General features: G+C 68.3%; 16 protein-coding genes. 9 read left to right on the plus strand and 7 right to left on the minus strand.

The features are described from left to right. Positions 1 to 93: 93 nt before the first annotated feature. Both ACU6XJ_RS10495 and ACU6XJ_RS10500 read left to right on the plus strand, forming a co-directional pair. On the plus strand, positions 94 to 987 hold the full coding sequence (locus ACU6XJ_RS10495; RefSeq protein ID WP_476309129.1) for an ABC transporter ATP-binding protein: 894 nt from the start codon (positions 94 to 96) through the stop codon (positions 985 to 987). Then, complete coding sequence (locus tag ACU6XJ_RS10500) at positions 984 to 2,588, plus strand: ABC transporter permease (protein WP_476309132.1); 1,605 nt, start codon at positions 984 to 986, stop codon at positions 2,586 to 2,588. The genes ACU6XJ_RS10495 and ACU6XJ_RS10500 overlap by 4 nt, the downstream gene beginning before the upstream one ends. A gap of 19 nt (positions 2,589 to 2,607) precedes the next feature. Here the strand turns inward: ACU6XJ_RS10500 and ACU6XJ_RS10505 are convergent, their stop codons facing one another. The 7 genes from ACU6XJ_RS10505 to dnaA all read right to left on the minus strand — a co-directional run bounded on the left by ACU6XJ_RS10505 (position 2,608) and on the right by dnaA (position 10,292). Next, positions 2,608 to 3,192, minus strand: a complete 585-nt coding sequence (locus tag ACU6XJ_RS10505; RefSeq protein WP_476309135.1) for a maleylpyruvate isomerase N-terminal domain-containing protein — start codon at positions 3,190 to 3,192, stop codon at positions 2,608 to 2,610. Between the two features lie 17 nt (positions 3,193 to 3,209). Continuing rightward, positions 3,210 to 3,746 carry a DciA family protein gene (locus ACU6XJ_RS10510; protein WP_476313916.1) on the minus strand — a complete coding sequence of 179 codons (537 nt, stop codon included), beginning with the start codon at positions 3,744 to 3,746 and terminating at the stop codon, positions 3,210 to 3,212. 166 nt (positions 3,747 to 3,912) lie between these two features. Next, the gene (gene recF / locus ACU6XJ_RS10515) at positions 3,913 to 5,082 is read right to left on the minus strand and encodes a DNA replication/repair protein RecF (RefSeq protein WP_476313918.1); all 1,170 of its coding nucleotides are present in this window, start codon (positions 5,080 to 5,082) and stop codon (positions 3,913 to 3,915) included. Positions 5,083 to 5,147: 65 nt separating this feature from the next. Beyond that, on the minus strand, positions 5,148 to 6,134 hold the full coding sequence (gene gnd / locus ACU6XJ_RS10520; RefSeq protein WP_476313920.1) for a phosphogluconate dehydrogenase (NAD(+)-dependent, decarboxylating): 987 nt from the start codon (positions 6,132 to 6,134) through the stop codon (positions 5,148 to 5,150). A gap of 37 nt (positions 6,135 to 6,171) precedes the next feature. Further along, a complete protein-coding gene (gene dnaN / locus ACU6XJ_RS10525) occupies positions 6,172 to 7,314 on the minus strand; it encodes a DNA polymerase III subunit beta (protein ID WP_476309137.1) in 1,143 nt (380 codons plus the stop codon). 644 nt (positions 7,315 to 7,958) lie between these two features. Continuing rightward, positions 7,959 to 8,570, minus strand: a complete 612-nt coding sequence (locus ACU6XJ_RS10530; RefSeq protein WP_476309140.1) for a GrpB family protein — start codon at positions 8,568 to 8,570, stop codon at positions 7,959 to 7,961. Between the two features lie 42 nt (positions 8,571 to 8,612). Further along, entirely contained in the window at positions 8,613 to 10,292 is a 1,680-nt protein-coding gene (dnaA, locus tag ACU6XJ_RS10535) for a chromosomal replication initiator protein DnaA (RefSeq protein WP_476309143.1), read from the minus strand. Positions 10,293 to 11,091: 799 nt separating this feature from the next. On the opposite strand from dnaA, the gene rpmH reads away from it, so the two are divergent. The 7 genes from rpmH (at position 11,092) to ACU6XJ_RS10570 (ending at position 16,789) form a co-directional block, all read left to right on the plus strand. Beyond that, positions 11,092 to 11,229: a 50S ribosomal protein L34 gene (gene rpmH, locus ACU6XJ_RS10540; protein ID WP_476313922.1), complete on the plus strand. Its 138-nt coding sequence runs from the start codon at positions 11,092 to 11,094 to the stop codon at positions 11,227 to 11,229. 17 nt (positions 11,230 to 11,246) lie between these two features. Next, positions 11,247 to 11,684, plus strand: coding sequence for a ribonuclease P protein component (rnpA, locus tag ACU6XJ_RS10545; RefSeq protein ID WP_476309146.1), 438 nt, complete (start codon positions 11,247 to 11,249; stop codon positions 11,682 to 11,684). Beyond that, on the plus strand, positions 11,681 to 11,962 hold the full coding sequence (yidD, locus tag ACU6XJ_RS10550) for a membrane protein insertion efficiency factor YidD (RefSeq protein WP_476309148.1): 282 nt from the start codon (positions 11,681 to 11,683) through the stop codon (positions 11,960 to 11,962). The genes rnpA and yidD overlap by 4 nt, the downstream gene beginning before the upstream one ends. Positions 11,963 to 12,094: 132 nt before the next feature. Continuing rightward, complete coding sequence (gene yidC / locus ACU6XJ_RS10555; protein ID WP_476309150.1) at positions 12,095 to 13,141, plus strand: membrane protein insertase YidC; 1,047 nt, start codon at positions 12,095 to 12,097, stop codon at positions 13,139 to 13,141. A 69-nt stretch (positions 13,142 to 13,210) separates the two neighbouring features. Further along, positions 13,211 to 13,789, plus strand: coding sequence for a Jag family protein (locus tag ACU6XJ_RS10560; protein ID WP_476309153.1), 579 nt, complete (start codon positions 13,211 to 13,213; stop codon positions 13,787 to 13,789). A 1,255-nt stretch (positions 13,790 to 15,044) separates the two neighbouring features. Continuing rightward, complete coding sequence (gene rsmG / locus ACU6XJ_RS10565) at positions 15,045 to 15,788, plus strand: 16S rRNA (guanine(527)-N(7))-methyltransferase RsmG (protein ID WP_476309155.1); 744 nt, start codon at positions 15,045 to 15,047, stop codon at positions 15,786 to 15,788. 104 nt (positions 15,789 to 15,892) lie between these two features. Beyond that, positions 15,893 to 16,789 (plus strand): ParA family protein, encoded by an 897-nt coding sequence (locus ACU6XJ_RS10570; RefSeq protein ID WP_476309158.1) that lies wholly within the window; start codon positions 15,893 to 15,895, stop codon positions 16,787 to 16,789. Positions 16,790 to 16,862: the final 73 nt, after the last annotated feature.

The raw sequence follows: 16,862 nt of genomic DNA on the forward strand, positions 1-16,862 counted from the left end.
CGCGCCATCATCTCCTTCCGAGCCGTCCGCTTCCCGAGTTTATATGCGTTCTTAACTTTCAGTAATTCATGAATGCAATGTAGCTTTTGAACCATGACGACAGCGATCTCCGTGTCGGGCCTGTCAAAGTCCTTCGGCCGGACACGCGCGCTCGACGGTCTGGAACTGACCGTCACCACTGGGGAGGTCCACGGCTTTCTCGGCCCGAACGGGTCCGGCAAGTCCACGACCATCCGAGTCCTTCTCGGCCTGCTCCGCGCGGACGCGGGCACCGCCCGGTTGCTCGGCGGCGACCCCTGGAAGGACGCGACACGGCTGCACCGCAGGTTGGCCTATGTGCCCGGCGACGTCGCGCTGTGGCCGACGCTGTCCGGCGGCGAGGTGATCGACCTGCTGGGCCGCATGCGCGGTGGCCTCAACCGCGAGCGCCGGGCCGAACTGCTTGAACGCTTCGACCTGGACCCGACCAAGAAGGCCCGCACGTACTCCAAGGGGAACCGACAGAAGGTGGCGCTGGTGGCCGCCCTGTCCTCCGACGTCGAGTTGCTGATCCTGGACGAGCCCACCGCGGGCTTGGACCCGCTGATGGAGGCGGTCTTCCGGGAGTGCATCTCCGAAGAGCGGGCCCTTGGCAGAACCGTACTGCTGTCCAGCCACATCCTCGCCGAGGTCGAGGCGCTGTGCGACCGGGTCAGCATCATCCGCAACGGCCACACCGTGGAGACCGGCACCCTCGGTGAGCTCCGCCATTTGACCAGGACCTCGATATCCGCCGAGCTCGCAACCCCGCCGAACGGCCTGACCGGCCTCACCGGGGTGCACGACCTGGACGTGCGGGGGAACCACGTGCGCTTCGAGGTGGACACCTCCGAGTTGGACGACGCGCTGCGCTTGCTCACCCGGTCGGGGGTACGGAGTTTGACCAGCCAGCCGCCCACGCTGGAGGAGCTGTTCCTCCGCCACTACCAGGACCAGGTGACGCGGTGAACGCGCTGACCGGCACCGGATCGATGATCCGGTTGGCGCTGCGACTGGACCGGGTGCGGCTGCCCATCTGGATGCTGGCGCTGTCGGGCCAGGTATTCGCGACCGCCTCGGCGTTCGCCGACCTCTACGCGACTCCCGAGTCGCGGCTGGGCCTGGCGCAGGGCATCGGGAAGAACCCGGCTTTGCTCGCGCTGACCGGCCCGGCGTTCAACCTCCATGAGATCGGCGGGCTGGTCGCCTGGCGGCTCGGGGGCTTCCTCGGCGTTCTCATCGCGCTGATGAGCCTGCTCACCGTGGTCCGGCACACCAGGACCGACGAGGAAAGCGGCCGTTCCGAACTGCTCGGCGCCGGTGTGCTCGGCAGGCACGCCGCGCTGACCGCGAGCCTGCTCGTCACGCTGGGCGCCAACGTGATCCTCGGTCTGCTGATCGCGGCCGCGCTGGCCGCCAACGGCGAGCCGACGGCCGGTTCGCTGGCACTCGGTGCGGCCTTCGCCTCCGTGGGCTGGGTATTCGCCGGGATAGCGGCGGTGGCCGCGCAGCTCACCGAGAGCTCGCGGGCCGCCGCGGGCATCGCGGGCGCCCTGCTGGGAGCCGCGTTCCTGCTCAGAGCCGCGGGAGACACCGCGGGCGAGGGCGACGGCCTTGGCTTGCTGTCCTGGCTCTCGCCGATCGGCTGGGCGCAGCAGGTCCGTGCCTTCGCGGACGAACGCTGGACCGTGTTCTCGCTGCCGCTGGCCACCGTGGTCGTGCTGGTGGCGGGAAGTTACCTGCTACAGAGCAGACGGGACGTCGGCGCCGGGTTCTTCCCCGCACGCACCGGCCCGGCATCGGCGGGGCGCCTGCTGAGCAACCCGGTCGCCTTGGCGGCCCGGTTGCAGCGGGGTTCGCTGCTGGGCTGGTCGGCGGGCTTCGCCGTGGTCGGTCTGGCGTTCGGCAGCGTGGCGAGCGGCATAGGCGATCTGCTCGAGGGCAACCCGCAGCTGGAGCAGATGATCGCGTTGCTCGGTGGCCAGAAGGGCCTGGTGGACGTCTACCTGGCCACCACCATGGGCATCATCGGGCTGGTGGCCGCCGTCTACGGGGTTCAGGCGACGCTGCGGCTGCGCACAGAGGAGACCGAGCTCCGCGCCGAACCTGTGCTGGCCACCCGCACGAGCAGGACCGGCTGGGCGGTGAGCCACCTGGTCTTCGCCTTCCTCGGCACCGCGGTGCTGTTGACCACGGCCGGGCTCACGGCGGGCCTGGCGCACGGAGTGCGCACCGGCGACGTGGCTGGGGAACTGCCGCGCGTCCTCGGCGGCGCCCTCGTCCAACTGCCCGCGGTCTGGGTGTCGGCGGGCATCGCGATGGCGTTGTTCGGACTGGCACCCCGACTTGTCGTGCTGTCCTGGGGCGCACTCGTGGTGTTCCTGCTGCTCGGCCAGCTTGGTCCGATGCTGCGGCTTGACCAGTGGGCGCTCGACCTCTCGCCGTTCACCCACGTGCCGAAGCTCCCCGGCGCCGAGGTCTCCGCCGAGCCCCTGGTCTGGCTGACCGCCGTGACCCTGGCTCTCACCGCGGTTGGGCTGGCGGGCTTCCGACGCCGAGACCTCGGCTGAAGCACAGGCGGCACCGGCCCTACCTGGTGGGGCTGGTGCCGTCCCATTCGGACAGTGGCGCGCAGTGCCAGCGCCAGCGCTCCTGCCGGGGATGACCCTCGAGTTCGGTGCGGCCGTTGGCCCACAACAGGGTCTGCCACGGATCCCGGTCGGTCGGTGCCCAGGGAAAGATCCGGCGCAGGGTCCGCTCGGCCAACTCGGCCGTCGGCGTGAAGTCGATGCCGAATGCGCGGCCCGCATCGTGGGTGTGCACCAGCACCTCATCGCAGGTCATGCCCGCGAAACCCGAAGCATCGGCCAGCCCCCATGGGTGGAAGCCGCGGGCCTGCGGCGGCGTGGCATCGACCAGCGCCGCGAGCACCGCGGCCGATGCCGTCATCGTCCTGATCAGCTCGGCGGGCTCGATCTTGTGCTGCACCACCGGCTCGAAGCTGTCGAAGCGCTGGGTACCGCCCGCCAGGTCCATCGCGTACCAGATCGAACTGCCCGCGATGTGGGCGATCGTCTGGGCCGCCGTCCAGTCCAGCCCCGGCACCGGCGCCTGCCAGTCCCGATCGGCCACTGTGGACAGGAACCGGGCGGATTCGGCCGCCGCGGCCAACACATCGGCACCCCGCATGGTCAGCCGTAGGTGTCCCGGGGACCGCGCCCCGACACGTGTCGCGGACCCTTGCGCCAACTCGGCGCCGACGGGCCCTGCACCTTCAGCCGCTTCACCACGTTCGGGCCGACGCCCGCGGCGATGCGTTGCAGCAGTTGGCGCTGCAACAGGCGAAGCTGGGTCGCCCACGCGGTCGACTCGGCCTGCACCGTGAGTTCACCGTCCCGCAGCGCAATCGGGACCGCGTGGTCGGCGACCTCGTGGCCGACCAGCTTCGCCCACCGGCCGAACACCACCCCGCCGGAAAGCTTGTCCGACCAGCCGCGATCAGCGGCGATCCGGGAGGCGAGCTTGCCGAGCGGCTGGGGGTCACGATCATCGGCGCCCGCACCGGACCACCCCCGGCGCCTACGGGCCCGAAGCTGCCCGGTAGTCTTTGATCGTCCGGGAGCACGACCCCGGGCCTTCGCCGACTCCCGGGCAGCCTCCAGCGCGGCCCTGGCCAGATCGGAGCCCCGAAGAGACTGTGCGTTACCAGAGGTAGGCGGGTTGGAAATACCGCCACCTGGGTTATCGACATCAGGGGCCTTCACTTGCTCGGTTACCGATTGAGACTCCTCCGTGACCGAGTTATCCACACCATCCACAGGTTTATCCCCAGTTGTGTTACCCGTCACACAGCTCGGGCTCACCGAATGTCGCTGATTATCCGAATTGCTGCCGTCAGCTGACACGCGACACCTCTCCCTCCCGAACCTCGTACCGGTGACCGGACAGCTCGTCCGGGACATCCTCAGCCACCGCCGCGGTCACCAGAACCTGCTCGGCCGAGGCGGCCACCTCGGCGAGGCACCGCCGCCGCCGCCGATCCAGCTCGGCGAAGACATCATCAAGGATGAGCACCGGCTCCACCCCATCGCCACGCAGCAACTCGAACCCGGCAAGTCGCAGCGCGAGCGCGAAGGACCACGACTCGCCATGGCTGGCATAGCCCTTGGCCGGGGTCTCGCCGAGGATCAGCTCCAGGTCGTCGCGGTGCGGCCCGATGAGACACACGCCGCGTTCCAATTCCTGCTGCCGCACCTTGTCCAGTTCGGCGAGCAGCGCATCGTGCACGACCTCGATATCGGCCCGCGCACCGTCCGGCCGTCCGTACTCATCGGGCAGTGAGCCTGCGATACAGCTGCGGTAGACGATCGCCGCCGGCCGCGATTCCGGCGCGACCCCGGCATACGCGGCGGCCAGATGCGGCGCGAGGTCGGCCACCAGATCCAGCCGGGCCGCAAGGAGTTCCGCGCCGTGTCGGGCGAGGTGGCCGTCCCATACCTCCAATGTGGACAGATCCGCGGCGGCGTCACCGGTCCGGCCGCGGCCGCGCTTGGCCATGCCCGCCGACTTGAGCAGCGCGCTGCGCTGCCGCAGCACCCGGTCGTAGTCCGCGCGCACGCCCGCGTACCGCGGCGCCCGCGACACCAGCATGTCGTCAAGGAACCGCCTGCGCTCCGTGGGATCACCGCGCACCAGCGCCAGGTCCTCCGGCGCGAACAACACCGTGCGCAGAATCCCCAGCACCTCACGCGGCCGGGGCACCGGACCGCGGTTGATCCGCGCCCGGTTGGCCTTGCCCGGCGTGATCTCCAGCTCCACCAGCAGTTCCCGGCCGTCGTTGACCACCGCCGTCCGGACCACCGCCCGGTTCGCGCCGATCCTGACCAGCGGCGCGTCGGTGGCCACCCGGTGCGAACCCAGCGTCGCCACATAGCCGATCGCCTCGACCAGATTCGTCTTGCCCTGACCGTTCTGGCCGATCAACACGCTCGGCCCCGGCTCGAACGCGAGGTCGGCGAGCTCCCAGGACCGGAAGTCGGTCACCTGCAGATGCCGGACGTACAGCTGCTACTCCTCCATGCCGTCGTCGGGGTGGGCACCTGTCAGGCACCCACCCCGACGCAAAAGCGCTACTTGACCTCGCCGGAGCCCGAGGTCGGGCCCGCCTTGTGCACGGCGTGGCCGCCGAACTGGTTGCGCAGTGCGGCGACGGCCTTCATGGCGGGCGAGTCGTCCTGGCGGGAGGCGAATCGGGCGAACAGCGCCGCGGAGATCACCGGGGCGGGCACCGAGTGGTTGATCGCTTCCTCGACGGTCCACCGACCCTCGCCGGAGTCCTCGACGTAGCCGCGCAGCTCGGACAGCTTCGGGTCCTCGTCCAACGCCTTGACCAGCAGGTCAAGCAGCCAGGACCGGACGACCGTGCCCCGGGTCCACGCCTTGAGCACCGCGGGCACATCGGTGACCTGCTGGGCGGCGGTGAGCAGCTCGTAGCCCTCGGCATAGGCCTGCATCAGTCCGTACTCGATGCCGTTGTGCACCATCTTCGCGAAGTGACCAGCACCGACCTCGCCCGCGTGGGCGAAGCCCTCCTCGCGCGGTCCCTCCGGACGCAGCGCGTCGAAGATCGGCATCGCCCGCTCGACCAACTCGGCCGCGCCGCCGACCATCAGGCCGTAGCCGTTATCCCGCCCCCATACCCCGCCGGAGACTCCACAGTCCAGATAACCGATGCCCTTCACGCCGAGCAGCTCCGCGTTGCGCTGGTCCTCGGTGTACCGCGAGTTGCCGCCCTCGATCACCAGGTCGCCGTCGTCGAGGTGCGAGGCAAGCTGCTCGATCACCTGCCGGGTCGGTTCGCCGGAGGGCACCATGACCCACACCGTCCGGGGCGCCTCCAGCCGCTGCGACATGGCCGACAGCGACTCGACATCGCTGACCTTCGCGTCCGTGGCGTAGCCGATCACCTCATGGCCCGCGGCGCGCAGCCGCTCGCGCATGTTGAAGCCCATTTTGCCGAGCCCGACGAGTCCGAGCTGCACGGTTCCTCCCGTAGTGCCCTGTGCCATTTCGTGTCGGTTCCAGTCTTGCGCAGCAGCGGTACCGCCGGGGCGGATCGAGTCGCCGCGATGCGGCGACTCGGCTCACCTTTTCTCAGCCCGGCAGGCGGACCGGCATCAGCAGGTACAGATAACCCGCCTGCACCTCGCCGTCGCCGTTGACCGGCTTGAGCAGCGCCGGGCGGCTGGGGGTGGTGAAGCACAGCTGGGCGCGGTCGGTGTGCAGCACGCCGAGCCCGTCCAGCAGGTAGCCCGGGTTGAACGCGATGGTCAGCGGGTCGCCGGTGAGCTCGACCGGCAGTTCCTCCTCCGCGCTGCCCTCATCGTCGCCGCCTGCGGTGAGGCGCAGGCCCGCTTCGCTGAACTCCAGGCGGACCTGGGTGCCGCGCTCGGCGACCAGCGACACGCGCTTGATCGCCTCGACCAGCGGGGCGACGTCGACGATCGCGTTGGCGCTGTGCTCGCTGGGCAGCAGCTGGCGGTACTTCGGGAAGTCGGCGTCCAGCAGCCGGGTGGTCGTGCGGCGACCCGAACCGGACAGGCCCATCAGTCCGTCGGTCGACCCCAGCGAGAGCTCGACCTTCTTGCCCGCCGAGCCGAGGGTCTTGGCCGCCTCGGCCATGGTCCGGGCGGGCACCAGCACCGAGGTGTCGTCGACCGAGCCGGTCGGCTCCCAGGTGAACTCCCGGATCGCCAGCCGGAACCGGTCGGTGGCCACCAGGGTGACCTGGTCGGAGTTGATCTCCAACCGGATGCCGGTGAGCATCGGCAGCGTGTCGTCTTTTCCGGCGGCCACCGCGACCTGGGACACCGCCGAGCCGAAAACATCCGCGGAGACCGCGCCCGCAAGTCCGGGCATCGCCGGCAGCTGCGGGTAGTCCTCGACCGGCATGGTGGGCAGGCTGAACTTGGAGCTGCCGCAGGTGATGTTGACCCGGGAGCCGTCAACGGTGATCTCCACCGGATGGTTCGGCAGCGCCTTGGTGATGTCGGCCAGCAGCCGACCGGACACCAGCACCCGGCCTGCGTCGGCGATGGTGGCAGGCACTCCGACCTCGGTGGACACCTCGTAGTCGAATCCCGAGACGGTCAGTGCCTCGGCGTCACCGCCATCGGAACCGGAGCCCGCATCGAGGAGGACCCCACCGAGCACTGGCACTGGCGGGCGAGACGGCAGGCTGCGCGCCACCCAGGCGACAGCGTCCGCGAGGCCGTCGCGCTCGACGCGGATCTTCATGGGGATTCCTTTCCAGTCGTCCCGCAGCACATCTCGAGTGCGGGTCGAGTCGGCACGCACCGCACCGGTAGCCGGGGGCCAGGGCACGGCGGGGCCTAGAGCAACCCGGTCGCCGTGATGCCTGAGCCTCCCCGTTCCGGCGCGGCAGGTTTCCCAACCGTAGAACGTGATCGGCCTCGGCGTCATCCGGGGCGGATTCCTTCACCGGAAAGCTCTCCACCGCCCCGAGCCGAGCTGTCCCCACAATCCACCGCCCCTGTTTCTGGTGGTTTTTCTTCTCAAGGGACAAAGCTGATGACAGTAATAAGCCCTGTGAGTTCTGTGGACAACGCCGATTGTCCCAGGCCACACGGCCGCGTCGGCTGTGGAGCGAGCAGGTGGTCAACCGGTGGATGGATCGGCCGATCGGTGCACAACTTCGGCCCTTCGCCAAACGCTCCACAGTTGCCCCCAGCTGTCCACACAGATGTGCACAGGAAGCGTTGATCAACTAGGGGCAGTAGTGCACAGCCTGTGTGTGGATAACTTCTGCCCGGACGGATGACGATTGTTATCCAGCGCACAGGAAAACGTCCGCCTACCAGCACATTTCCTGCCTGTGGGTAGGCGTGCGGGCACCCTTGGTCGGCGTCGGCGAGCACCTTTTATCGGTGGGGCGGTCGGTCCGGCCCGGGCGGCTGTCCAATAAGAGGTGCGGCGCGGGACAGGATCTCGTCGATCACCGCGCTCTTGGCGTCGGCGTAGTTCTGCATGTACCTCCACCGCCTGCCCGCGAGTTCCCGCTTTGTCCGTGCGTACAGGTCGCGGTCGGCCTCATCGGCCCGCAGCCGGTCGCGGAAGCGCAGGGTGCGGTCGATCTCCGGGCTGTCCGGGGAGTACACGTGCAGATTCAGGTCGGTGTCCTGGCCCTTGAACAGCCGGTGCTGCTCCCAGTCCGGCTCGCGGATCACCAGCCGGTACCCGACCGTGGTCAGCGCGGGGACGTAGGCGTCCTCGTCGGCGGAGTCGGGCACCGCCAGCAGGATGTCGATGACCGGCTTCGCGCACAGCCCCGGCACCGAGGTCGAGCCGACGTGTTCGAGCAGCACGACCCGGTCGCCCAGGGCGGCGCGGATTCGTCGGGCCTCGTTCTCGAAGCTCGCGGGCCAGCCCGGGTCGTAGTCGGAGAGCGTGACCGTGGAGTTCAACTCCGGCGGTGCGGCGATGTAGGCGGCGGCGATCTCGTCATCGGTGACGGGTACCCGGGGTTCCGGCACGACTGCTCCTTTCATAAGGCAGTCGGCCGGCTTAACCGCGGGTCAGCCGCGAGCGCGCTGCTTTATCCGGGTGGTGAGTTCCTGGACCTGGTCGTAGATCCGGCGCCGCTCCGCCATCTCCTTGCGGATCTTCTTGTCCGCGTACATGACCGTGGTGTGGTCGCGGCCGCCGAAGGTCTGCCCGATCTTGGGCAGCGACAGGTCGGTGAGCTCTCGGCACAGATACATGGCGATCTGACGGGCCTGCGCGAGCGCCTTGGTCTTGCCGGGGCCGCAGAGATCGTCGATGGTCACGCCGAAGAACTCGGCGGTCACCGCCATGATCGTGGACGCGGTGATCTCCGGTACCTGCGAGTCGGGGATGAGGTCGCGGAGCACGATCTCGGCAAGTTGCACGTCCACCGGCTGCCGGTTGAGCGAGGCGAACGCGGTGACGCGGATCAGCGCGCCCTCCAGCTCGCGGATGTTGCGCTCGATCCTGGCCGCGATGAACTCCAGCACCTCGGCGGGCGCCGCCAGCCGGTCCTGTGCCGCCTTCTTGCGCAGGATCGCGATGCGCGTTTCCAACTCGGGCGGCTGGATGTCGGTGATCAGTCCCCACTCGAACCGGGTGCGCAGCCGGTCCTCCAGCGTCTCCAGCCGCTTGGGCGGCCGGTCGGAGGACACCACGATCTGCTTGTTCGAATTGTGCAGGGTATTGAAGGTGTGGAAGAACTCCTCCTGAGTTCCTTCCTTGCCCTCCAGGAACTGGATGTCGTCGACCAGCAGCACGTCGACGTTGCGGTACCGGTGCTGGAAGGCGACCTTGCGGTCGTCCCGCAGCGAGTTGATGAAGTCGTTGGTGAACTCTTCGGTGGAGACGTAGCGCACCCGCATGCCGGGGAACAGCCGCTGGGCGTAGTGCCCGACCGCGTGCAGCAGGTGGGTCTTGCCCAGGCCGGACTCGCCCCAGATGAACAGCGGGTTGTACGCCCGGGACGGCGCCTCGGCCACCGCGACCGCCGCGGCGTGGGCGAACCGGTTGGATGCGCCGATGACGAAGGTGTCGAAGGTGTACTTCTCGTTCAGCTTCGTCTGCGAGTTGGGGCGGCTGGGCGCGGTGTTGGAGTTCCCGGCGAAGGTCGGCCAGATCTCGTGCACGCTGGCGAGCGCCTCGCCCTCCTCATCCACATCCGAGGCGTCGGAGGCATCCGGCTCTTCCTCGGCCGCGGCGGGCGGCTCCTCGGTTTTCGGCGGAGCACCCGGGTCCGCCGCAGGCGGCTGCTCGAAAACCTCGGCGGGCATCGGAGCCATCGGCACCGAGTTGACCGGGTTGGCACCAACCGAGTTCACCGAGTTCGCCTGCGCGACGGGGGCGGGCATCGGAGGCGGTAGCGTCGTCGCCTGCGTGCCGTCGCTTCCGATCGGAGAGTTCATGGCGGCCGACTTGCCGTCCGGCGAGATCAGCGGCCGCAGCGGGGACGCGGTGTCCACCTTGACCGCCAGCGAGACCGCCCGGCCGAGATGCCGGGACAGGGCCTGGGTGATCGGTTCCCGCAGCGCGCGCTCGATGGCTTCCTTGGCGAAGTCGCTCGGCGCGGCGAGCAGTGCGGTTCCGTCCAGCAGGCCGATCGGGCGGGTCACCCGCATCCACGCCCGTTGCTGGGGAGACAGAGTGCCCGACGAAAGCTCTTGTACTACCTGGTCCCAGACCAGACCTAGTTCGGTTTGATAGTCGGACATGGGTTGGCTCCCCTCCCCTCACCGGCACATTACCCACCGGTAGGTGGGCCCCCTTCTCGTGGTCCCTGCCGAGGGGCGATCGGCAAGGTCACCATGGTGGACGCCATCGAGTGAAGCATCCACACACTTGTCCACAACTGTGCACGAAGGCACGGCGAAGCGCCGAGTTCCCCTCGATTGGGTTCGCTGTACCACCCGTCTCGACCGTCCGGTCCCTCTCTGCCGGACGTCCGAACCGCGGTGGGGCACGCTAACAAGGGCTGGGCGCTGCCACAAGACGTGGCGCCATGGCAAGCACTGAGCGGTCATCGGTATGTCGATGAACGGTTGTGCGGAGCGTAACCCGACCTACCCGGTGGAGCAGCAACGACAGCGTAGCCGATCTTGGGCGTGTTTGGATATTGAGTGCTCAGAACATCTTGGCGCGCAGCATGATCGGCCACGGAACCGTTACTGGTCCGATCTCGCGGCGAATCGAAACCGATTGCGGAAAGCTGTCAAAGTGGCGCCCGTTCGCCGTTCCGGGGGCATCTGCCAAAGATCACTCTGCTGCGTGGCCTGCGCAGTTGGGCCACCGCTCGGGTAGGACAGACTCGGGAGTCGGCACCTGCACCGACCCGCGATTTGAGAAGCACGGCCGGGGTGCGTACCCTCATACGGTCACCGCTTTCGTAGCGGGCGATTCATGCTGTGCCTGTTCCGCCGCGATGTCGAGCAGCGGGCCCTGGTGGCCGTCGCTGGAGGATCATCGTCGTTCGGGCACTACCAGACCTGCGTTAGTAAGCACTGGAGAGCGACCGTGAGCAAGCGTACGTTCCAGCCCAACAACCGTCGGCGGGCCAAGACCCACGGTTTCCGTCTGCGCATGCGTACCCGCGCCGGCCGCGCCGTTCTGGCTGCACGCCGCCGCAAGGGACGCATCAACCTGTCCGCCTGAGCGTTTCGAGGTGCGCCGTGCTGTCGGCGGCTGCTCGGCTGCGGAAGAGCCAGGACTTCGACCTGGTGGTTCGCCGAGGCCGCCGCTGCGGACGGCCTCGGCTGGTGGTGCACGCCCTGGTCGGCCCGGCACCAATGCCGTCCGCCGAGCGTTCAACCGAGGTGAGCACTTCACAGCCCGGCGAGTTCACACCCACCCGAGCAGAGCCGGTTGGCCCTCGGGTGGGTTTTGTCGTGAGTAAGGGTGTCGGCGGCTCCGTCGTCCGGCACCGGGTGGCCCGTCGACTGCGTCACCTGATGCGGGATCGGCTGGCAGACCTCCCCGCCGACGCACAGCTTGTCGTGCGGGCGTTGCCGCTGTCCGCCGAGGCGCCCTCCGCAGACCTGGCCGCCGACCTGGACTCGGCGCTGCGCAAGCTCCGGCTGCTCCCGCCCGCCGAGGCGGCCCGCCGATGAGCACGCACCCGGCGCCGGAGGCGGAGAGCCCCGGTCGGCCCGGTCCCGTCGCATGGGGGCTGTTGATCCCGGTGTGGCTGTACCGCCGGTTGATCTCGCCCCTGCTGCCGCCGACCTGTCGGTTCCACCCGACCTGCAGCACGTACGCGGTCGAGGCGCTGACAGTGCACGGCGCGCTCCGCGGTAGTTGGCTGACCGTCCGCCGCCTGCTGCGTTGTGGTCCCTGGCACCCTGGAGGCCTGGACCCCGTTCCGCCCAAGACCCGGAGGAAGCCATGACCGATACTGGCTCCCTCCCGGTTATGCCTGGTGCCGTGACCGAAGGCCGACTTCTCGGTCATCGGCTGAGACCGGGTGGTTCACCACACGCTTGATCAAACGGGTCGCAACGCCCCTGCCGAGGAGTAGGTCTTGCTCAACTTCATCTATTACCCGGTGTCGGCCATTCTGTGGTTCTGGCACAAGGTGTTCGGGTACGTCCTGGCACCCGACAGCGGGTTCGCGTGGGCGCTGTCGGTGGTGTTCCTGGTCTTCACGCTGCGAGCGATTCTGTTCAAGCCGTTCGTGAGCCAGGTGCGCTCCATGCGCAAGATGCAGGAGTTCGCTCCGCAGATCAAGAAGCTCCAGGAGAAGTACGGCAAGGACAAGCAGCGGCTCGCGGCGGAGATGCAGAAGTTGCAGTCCGAGCACGGGGTGAACCCGCTGGGCGGCTGCCTGCCCATGCTGGTGCAGATCCCGGTGTTCATCGGCCTGTTCCACGTCCTCAACTCGTTCAACCGGCCGTTCCTCTCCCCCGAGCAGAACCGGACGACCGCGAACTACGTGTTCGGCGCGGACGAGGTCAACTCGTTCCTCGACGCCCGCCTGTTCGGTGCCCCGCTGTCGGCCTACATCACGCAGGCATCCGACCGGCTGGCGGTGTTCGGCGCGGAGGTCACCCGCTGGGACATCGGCTATGTCGCGGTGCCGCTGATGATCGTGGCCGGTGTGTTCACCCACCTGACCGCCCGGCACTCGGTGGCCCGGCAGTCGGAGGCCGCCGCGGCCAACCCCCAGGCCGCGATCATGAACAAGCTGACGCTGTACTTGTTTCCGATCGCCGCGGTCGTCGGTGGTCCGTTCCTGCCGCTGGCAGTCCTGATCTACTGGGTCAGCAACAACATTTGGACGCTGGGCCAGCAGTACGTGGTGTACCACCGCATCGACGCCGAGGAAGCGGAGAAGAAGGCGGCCGCCGTCGAGAAGCGGCAGACGCTCGGCCCGAAGCCCGGCCAGAAGCCGACCGCCAAGCCCAAGCGAGCGGCCGACCCGGCAGGCAAGGAGGCTGCGGAGCCCGCGGCGAACGGAAGCTCGCCTGCGCCCGCGGAGCCCAATGACGCGAAGCCGAACGAGGTTCCCGGCGTCATCGAGGACCGCACGCGGCCGAAGAAGAGGCAGCCGAACCGCAAGCGCCGCTGAGGCGCACACAGACCACCGGTGTGCCTCCGGTCCCGAGTACTTCGGTACCGGCCGGGGCACCCAAGCAGGATGCGAGAGGAGACACAGGTGTCGGAGACACTGCAGGCGTCCGAGGAGATCGCGGAGGCCGAGGTTTCCACCGGCGAGGAATCGGAGGGTGCGGACGGCGCCCCAGCGGACCTCGAGGAGTTGCTGGTCCGCGAAGGCGACATCGCCGGCGACTACCTGGAGCGGTTGCTCGACCTGTTGGACTACGACGGGGACATCGACCTGGACGTCGAGGCGGGCCGGGCGATCGTCAGCATCGACGGCGGTGACGACCTCGAGCGTCTGGTCGGGAACCGCGGCCAGGTGCTGGAGGCGCTCCAGGAGTTGACCCGCCTGGCGGTGCAGCAGTCCACCGGTGCTCGCAGCCGACTGATGCTGGACGTCAGCCAGTGGCGGGCCGCTCGCCGCGAGGAGTTGGGCGAGCTTGGCAAGAACGCCGCGAAGAAGGCGCTGGAGACGGGCAAAGCGGTACGACTCAGCCCGATGACTCCCTTTGAGCGCAAGGTCGTGCACGATGCGGTCGCCTCGGTCAATGGCGTCAGCAGCGAGAGCGAGGGCGAGGAGCCCAGCAGGCGCGTGATCGTGTTCAAGACTGGCTGAAGGTAAACGCGGAATCACATCCGGGCCGTTTCACGTGAAACGGCCCGGATTTTTTGTTTCCGGCTGCCGAGGTACGACAGACTAGAGACAGCCCGGTAGTCGGCAGGCGGTACACCGCTGGTGCGCTCGCAGGCCGCGACCGGGCGCCAGCGCAGATCTGGCCCGGCGAGCCAAGCACGGTCGAGGATCGGCTGCGACTCCCCACTGCCGACGAAGCAGCGGACGGAGCGGTCCGTTGATCACTCGCCGCATGCCTGCGCTGTGGTCCAGGGCGCGGAAGGAAGACCCTCGATGGACGATGACCCGCTCGTGCTCTCGCGGCCGGTTCACGCCCGCAGCCGGGTCGCCTGTGACGTTTCCACGGTCGTCCGTATCGGTCCAAGCTCAGGAGCCGCCCGCGGATCGCGCGTCCTGCCAACCCCAGCCACGATCGACCGGGCGGCCCCACACGGGAAGCTGGGCTTGTGCGCGGTCGATCTCCAATGCGGTCGTCCAGCAGCAGGCGAAATGGGTTCTGCTCTCCACCGCCGCAACCGGCGGCCATTTGCGGACAATCGGTCCCGTCGGCCAAGCCGCGAGCCCTGGCGACTTGGCGGTGGATCACCGGCCGACAGCGCTGGCGGACGTGAGGCTAGATACCGGTGGCCTGTCACGGTCGATGCGCTGGCCGCGAAGCCGGGCGTTGTCGAGTGCGCCCCCGACGATGTTCCCCGCGCCTTCTCTGTCATCGCGCATGAGCTGAGCGACCAGCCAAAGGCCGTACCCCTCACAGTCCGCGAGTGTCGCCCGCGAACCCGGTGGGATCGTTGCCTCGGTGATCGATATGCGCGGCACTGGACAGACCGGCTTCATCCTCGCTCGGTCACCGCGACGTCGGTCTCTGCTGAACTGCTTGGCCCGAACCTTCGCATTTGGTCGCATGGCGCCTCCACGATGGGACGAGGCCCGCTCATCAGCTGCGGGCAGAAGGCGACTGGATGGGGGCTGCCTGAGACACGCGACGACCAGCGGCGGTGTGTCGTCCGCGCGGACCTTCTTCGGGGTGGCGGCCTGGCAGGTGACTGGGCTGCCCGCCACGGCACCGCGCTGGACGAACGCTCAGCTGAGATCCGGCGCCATGGCGGTTGGTGGGGTACAGATGTAGAAGTTGCCGACGGGCCGGCGTCGACGGGCCCTGTTGCGCATTGCCGGCCTCTCCATTGCCACACCCCTCGAGTTTCACGTGAAACACCTACCCTTCGGATGGTCCTCCCCCATGAATCAGCACGGATTCCCGCAATTGACCGAGCCGGAATCGGAGAACCTCCGAAAAACCATCACGCCGGTATCGGCTGAAGCCGTGTTTGGCGATAGGCTTCCGCTCGCCATCCGGTTCGCTGAGCTACTTGCTCGGCATGGCGTGGAACGCGGACTTATCGGCCCGCGTGAGGTGGACCGCCTGTGGGACCGGCACCTGTTGAACTCAGCCGTCGTCGCGGAGCTACTCCCCGAAGGATGTCGCGTGGTGGACGTTGGTTCCGGGGCTGGATTCCCCGGAGTTCCGATTGCGATCGCACGACCGGACCTGGATCTGGTGCTTCTCGAACCAATGGCGCGGCGAGTGGCTTGGCTGGAGGAAGTCGTGGCGGTGCTCGGACTCGGCGCCACGGTCCTCCGCGGCCGAGCGGAGGACCCCACGGTCCGGCAGCAGCTGGGAGAACGAGAGGTCGCCACTGCCCGCGCGGTGGCACCACTGGGCAAACTCGCAGGCTGGTGTCTTCCGCTGGTGAAGCCGGGCGGTCGGCTGCTGGCGCTCAAGGGAGCCAGCGCGGGTGAGGAAGTCGCCCGGGACGCGCGAGAGATCGGCGCGGCCGGCGCCGGTGATCCCGAAATCGTGGTGTGTGGGCAATCGACATTGGACGTACCGACGACCGTGGTGGCTCTTCCCCGCGTTCAGCCACCCAGACATCGATCGAACCGGAGCAACGGTCCCGGTCGTCGGGCAAGGAAGGAACAGTGAACGTGTACCGCGAGTCGAACGGATCGACACATGTTCCACGTGAAACCAGGCAACGCCCGCCAGTTGGCAATGGGTTTGCCCCGAGTGAGGAGGTGCGACGCCCTGTGAGCCATGCGCCTGATGAGCCGTTCTGGACCCCGATCGCGGAGGAGGCGCAGCGGGCCGCCAGGGTGCTGCACCCCGAATCCCTCCAGCTTCCGCCGCCCACCCACCGCCGCGTGATGACGGTCGCCAACCAGAAGGGCGGCGTCGGCAAAACCACCAGCACGGTCAACATGGCCGCGGCCCTCGCTCTGCACGGCCTGAAGGTCCTGGTCATCGACCTCGACCCGCAGGGCAACGCCAGCACCGCGCTCGGTGTGGAGCACCGATCCGGCACTCCCTCGGTCTACGAGGTGTTGATCGGCGAGATCAGCATCGGCGACGCCGCGGCGGTGTCGAACCAGTCCGACAACCTCGTATGTGTGCCCGCCACGATCGACCTCGCCGGCGCCGAAATCGAGCTGGTGTCCATGCCCGGACGCGAGTCGCGACTCAAGGAAGCCCTCTCCCCCGAGGCGCTGGACGAGCTGAAGCCGGACTACGTCTTCATCGACTGCCCGCCGTCGCTTGGCCTGCTCACGTTGAACGCCATGGTCGCCGCCGCCGAGATCCTGATCCCGATCCAGTGCGAGTACTACGCGCTGGAGGGCCTGAGCCAGCTGCTGCACAACATCGAACTGGTCCGCGCGCACCTCAACCCGGCGCTGCATGTGTCGACCATCCTGCTCACCATGTACGACGGGCGGACCAAGCTTGCCGATCAGGTGACCGCGGAGGTTCGCAACCACTTCGGCGACCACGTGCTGCGTACTGTGATCCCCAGGAGCGTCAAGGTCTCCGAGGCACCGGGCTTCGGGCAGACCGTGCTCGCCTACGATCCAGGTTCACGGGGAGCGATGAGCTACCTGGACGCGGCCAGGGAGTTGGCGGTCCGGGGAGCAGAGACCAAGGCAGTCTGAGGGAAGATGACTCACGTCGGCTCAGGGGGCTGAGCCGGTGCGGGTGTCCCGCAGGAGAACGAGTGCGGGTACG

Source organism: Actinorectispora metalli (assembly GCF_056323685.1).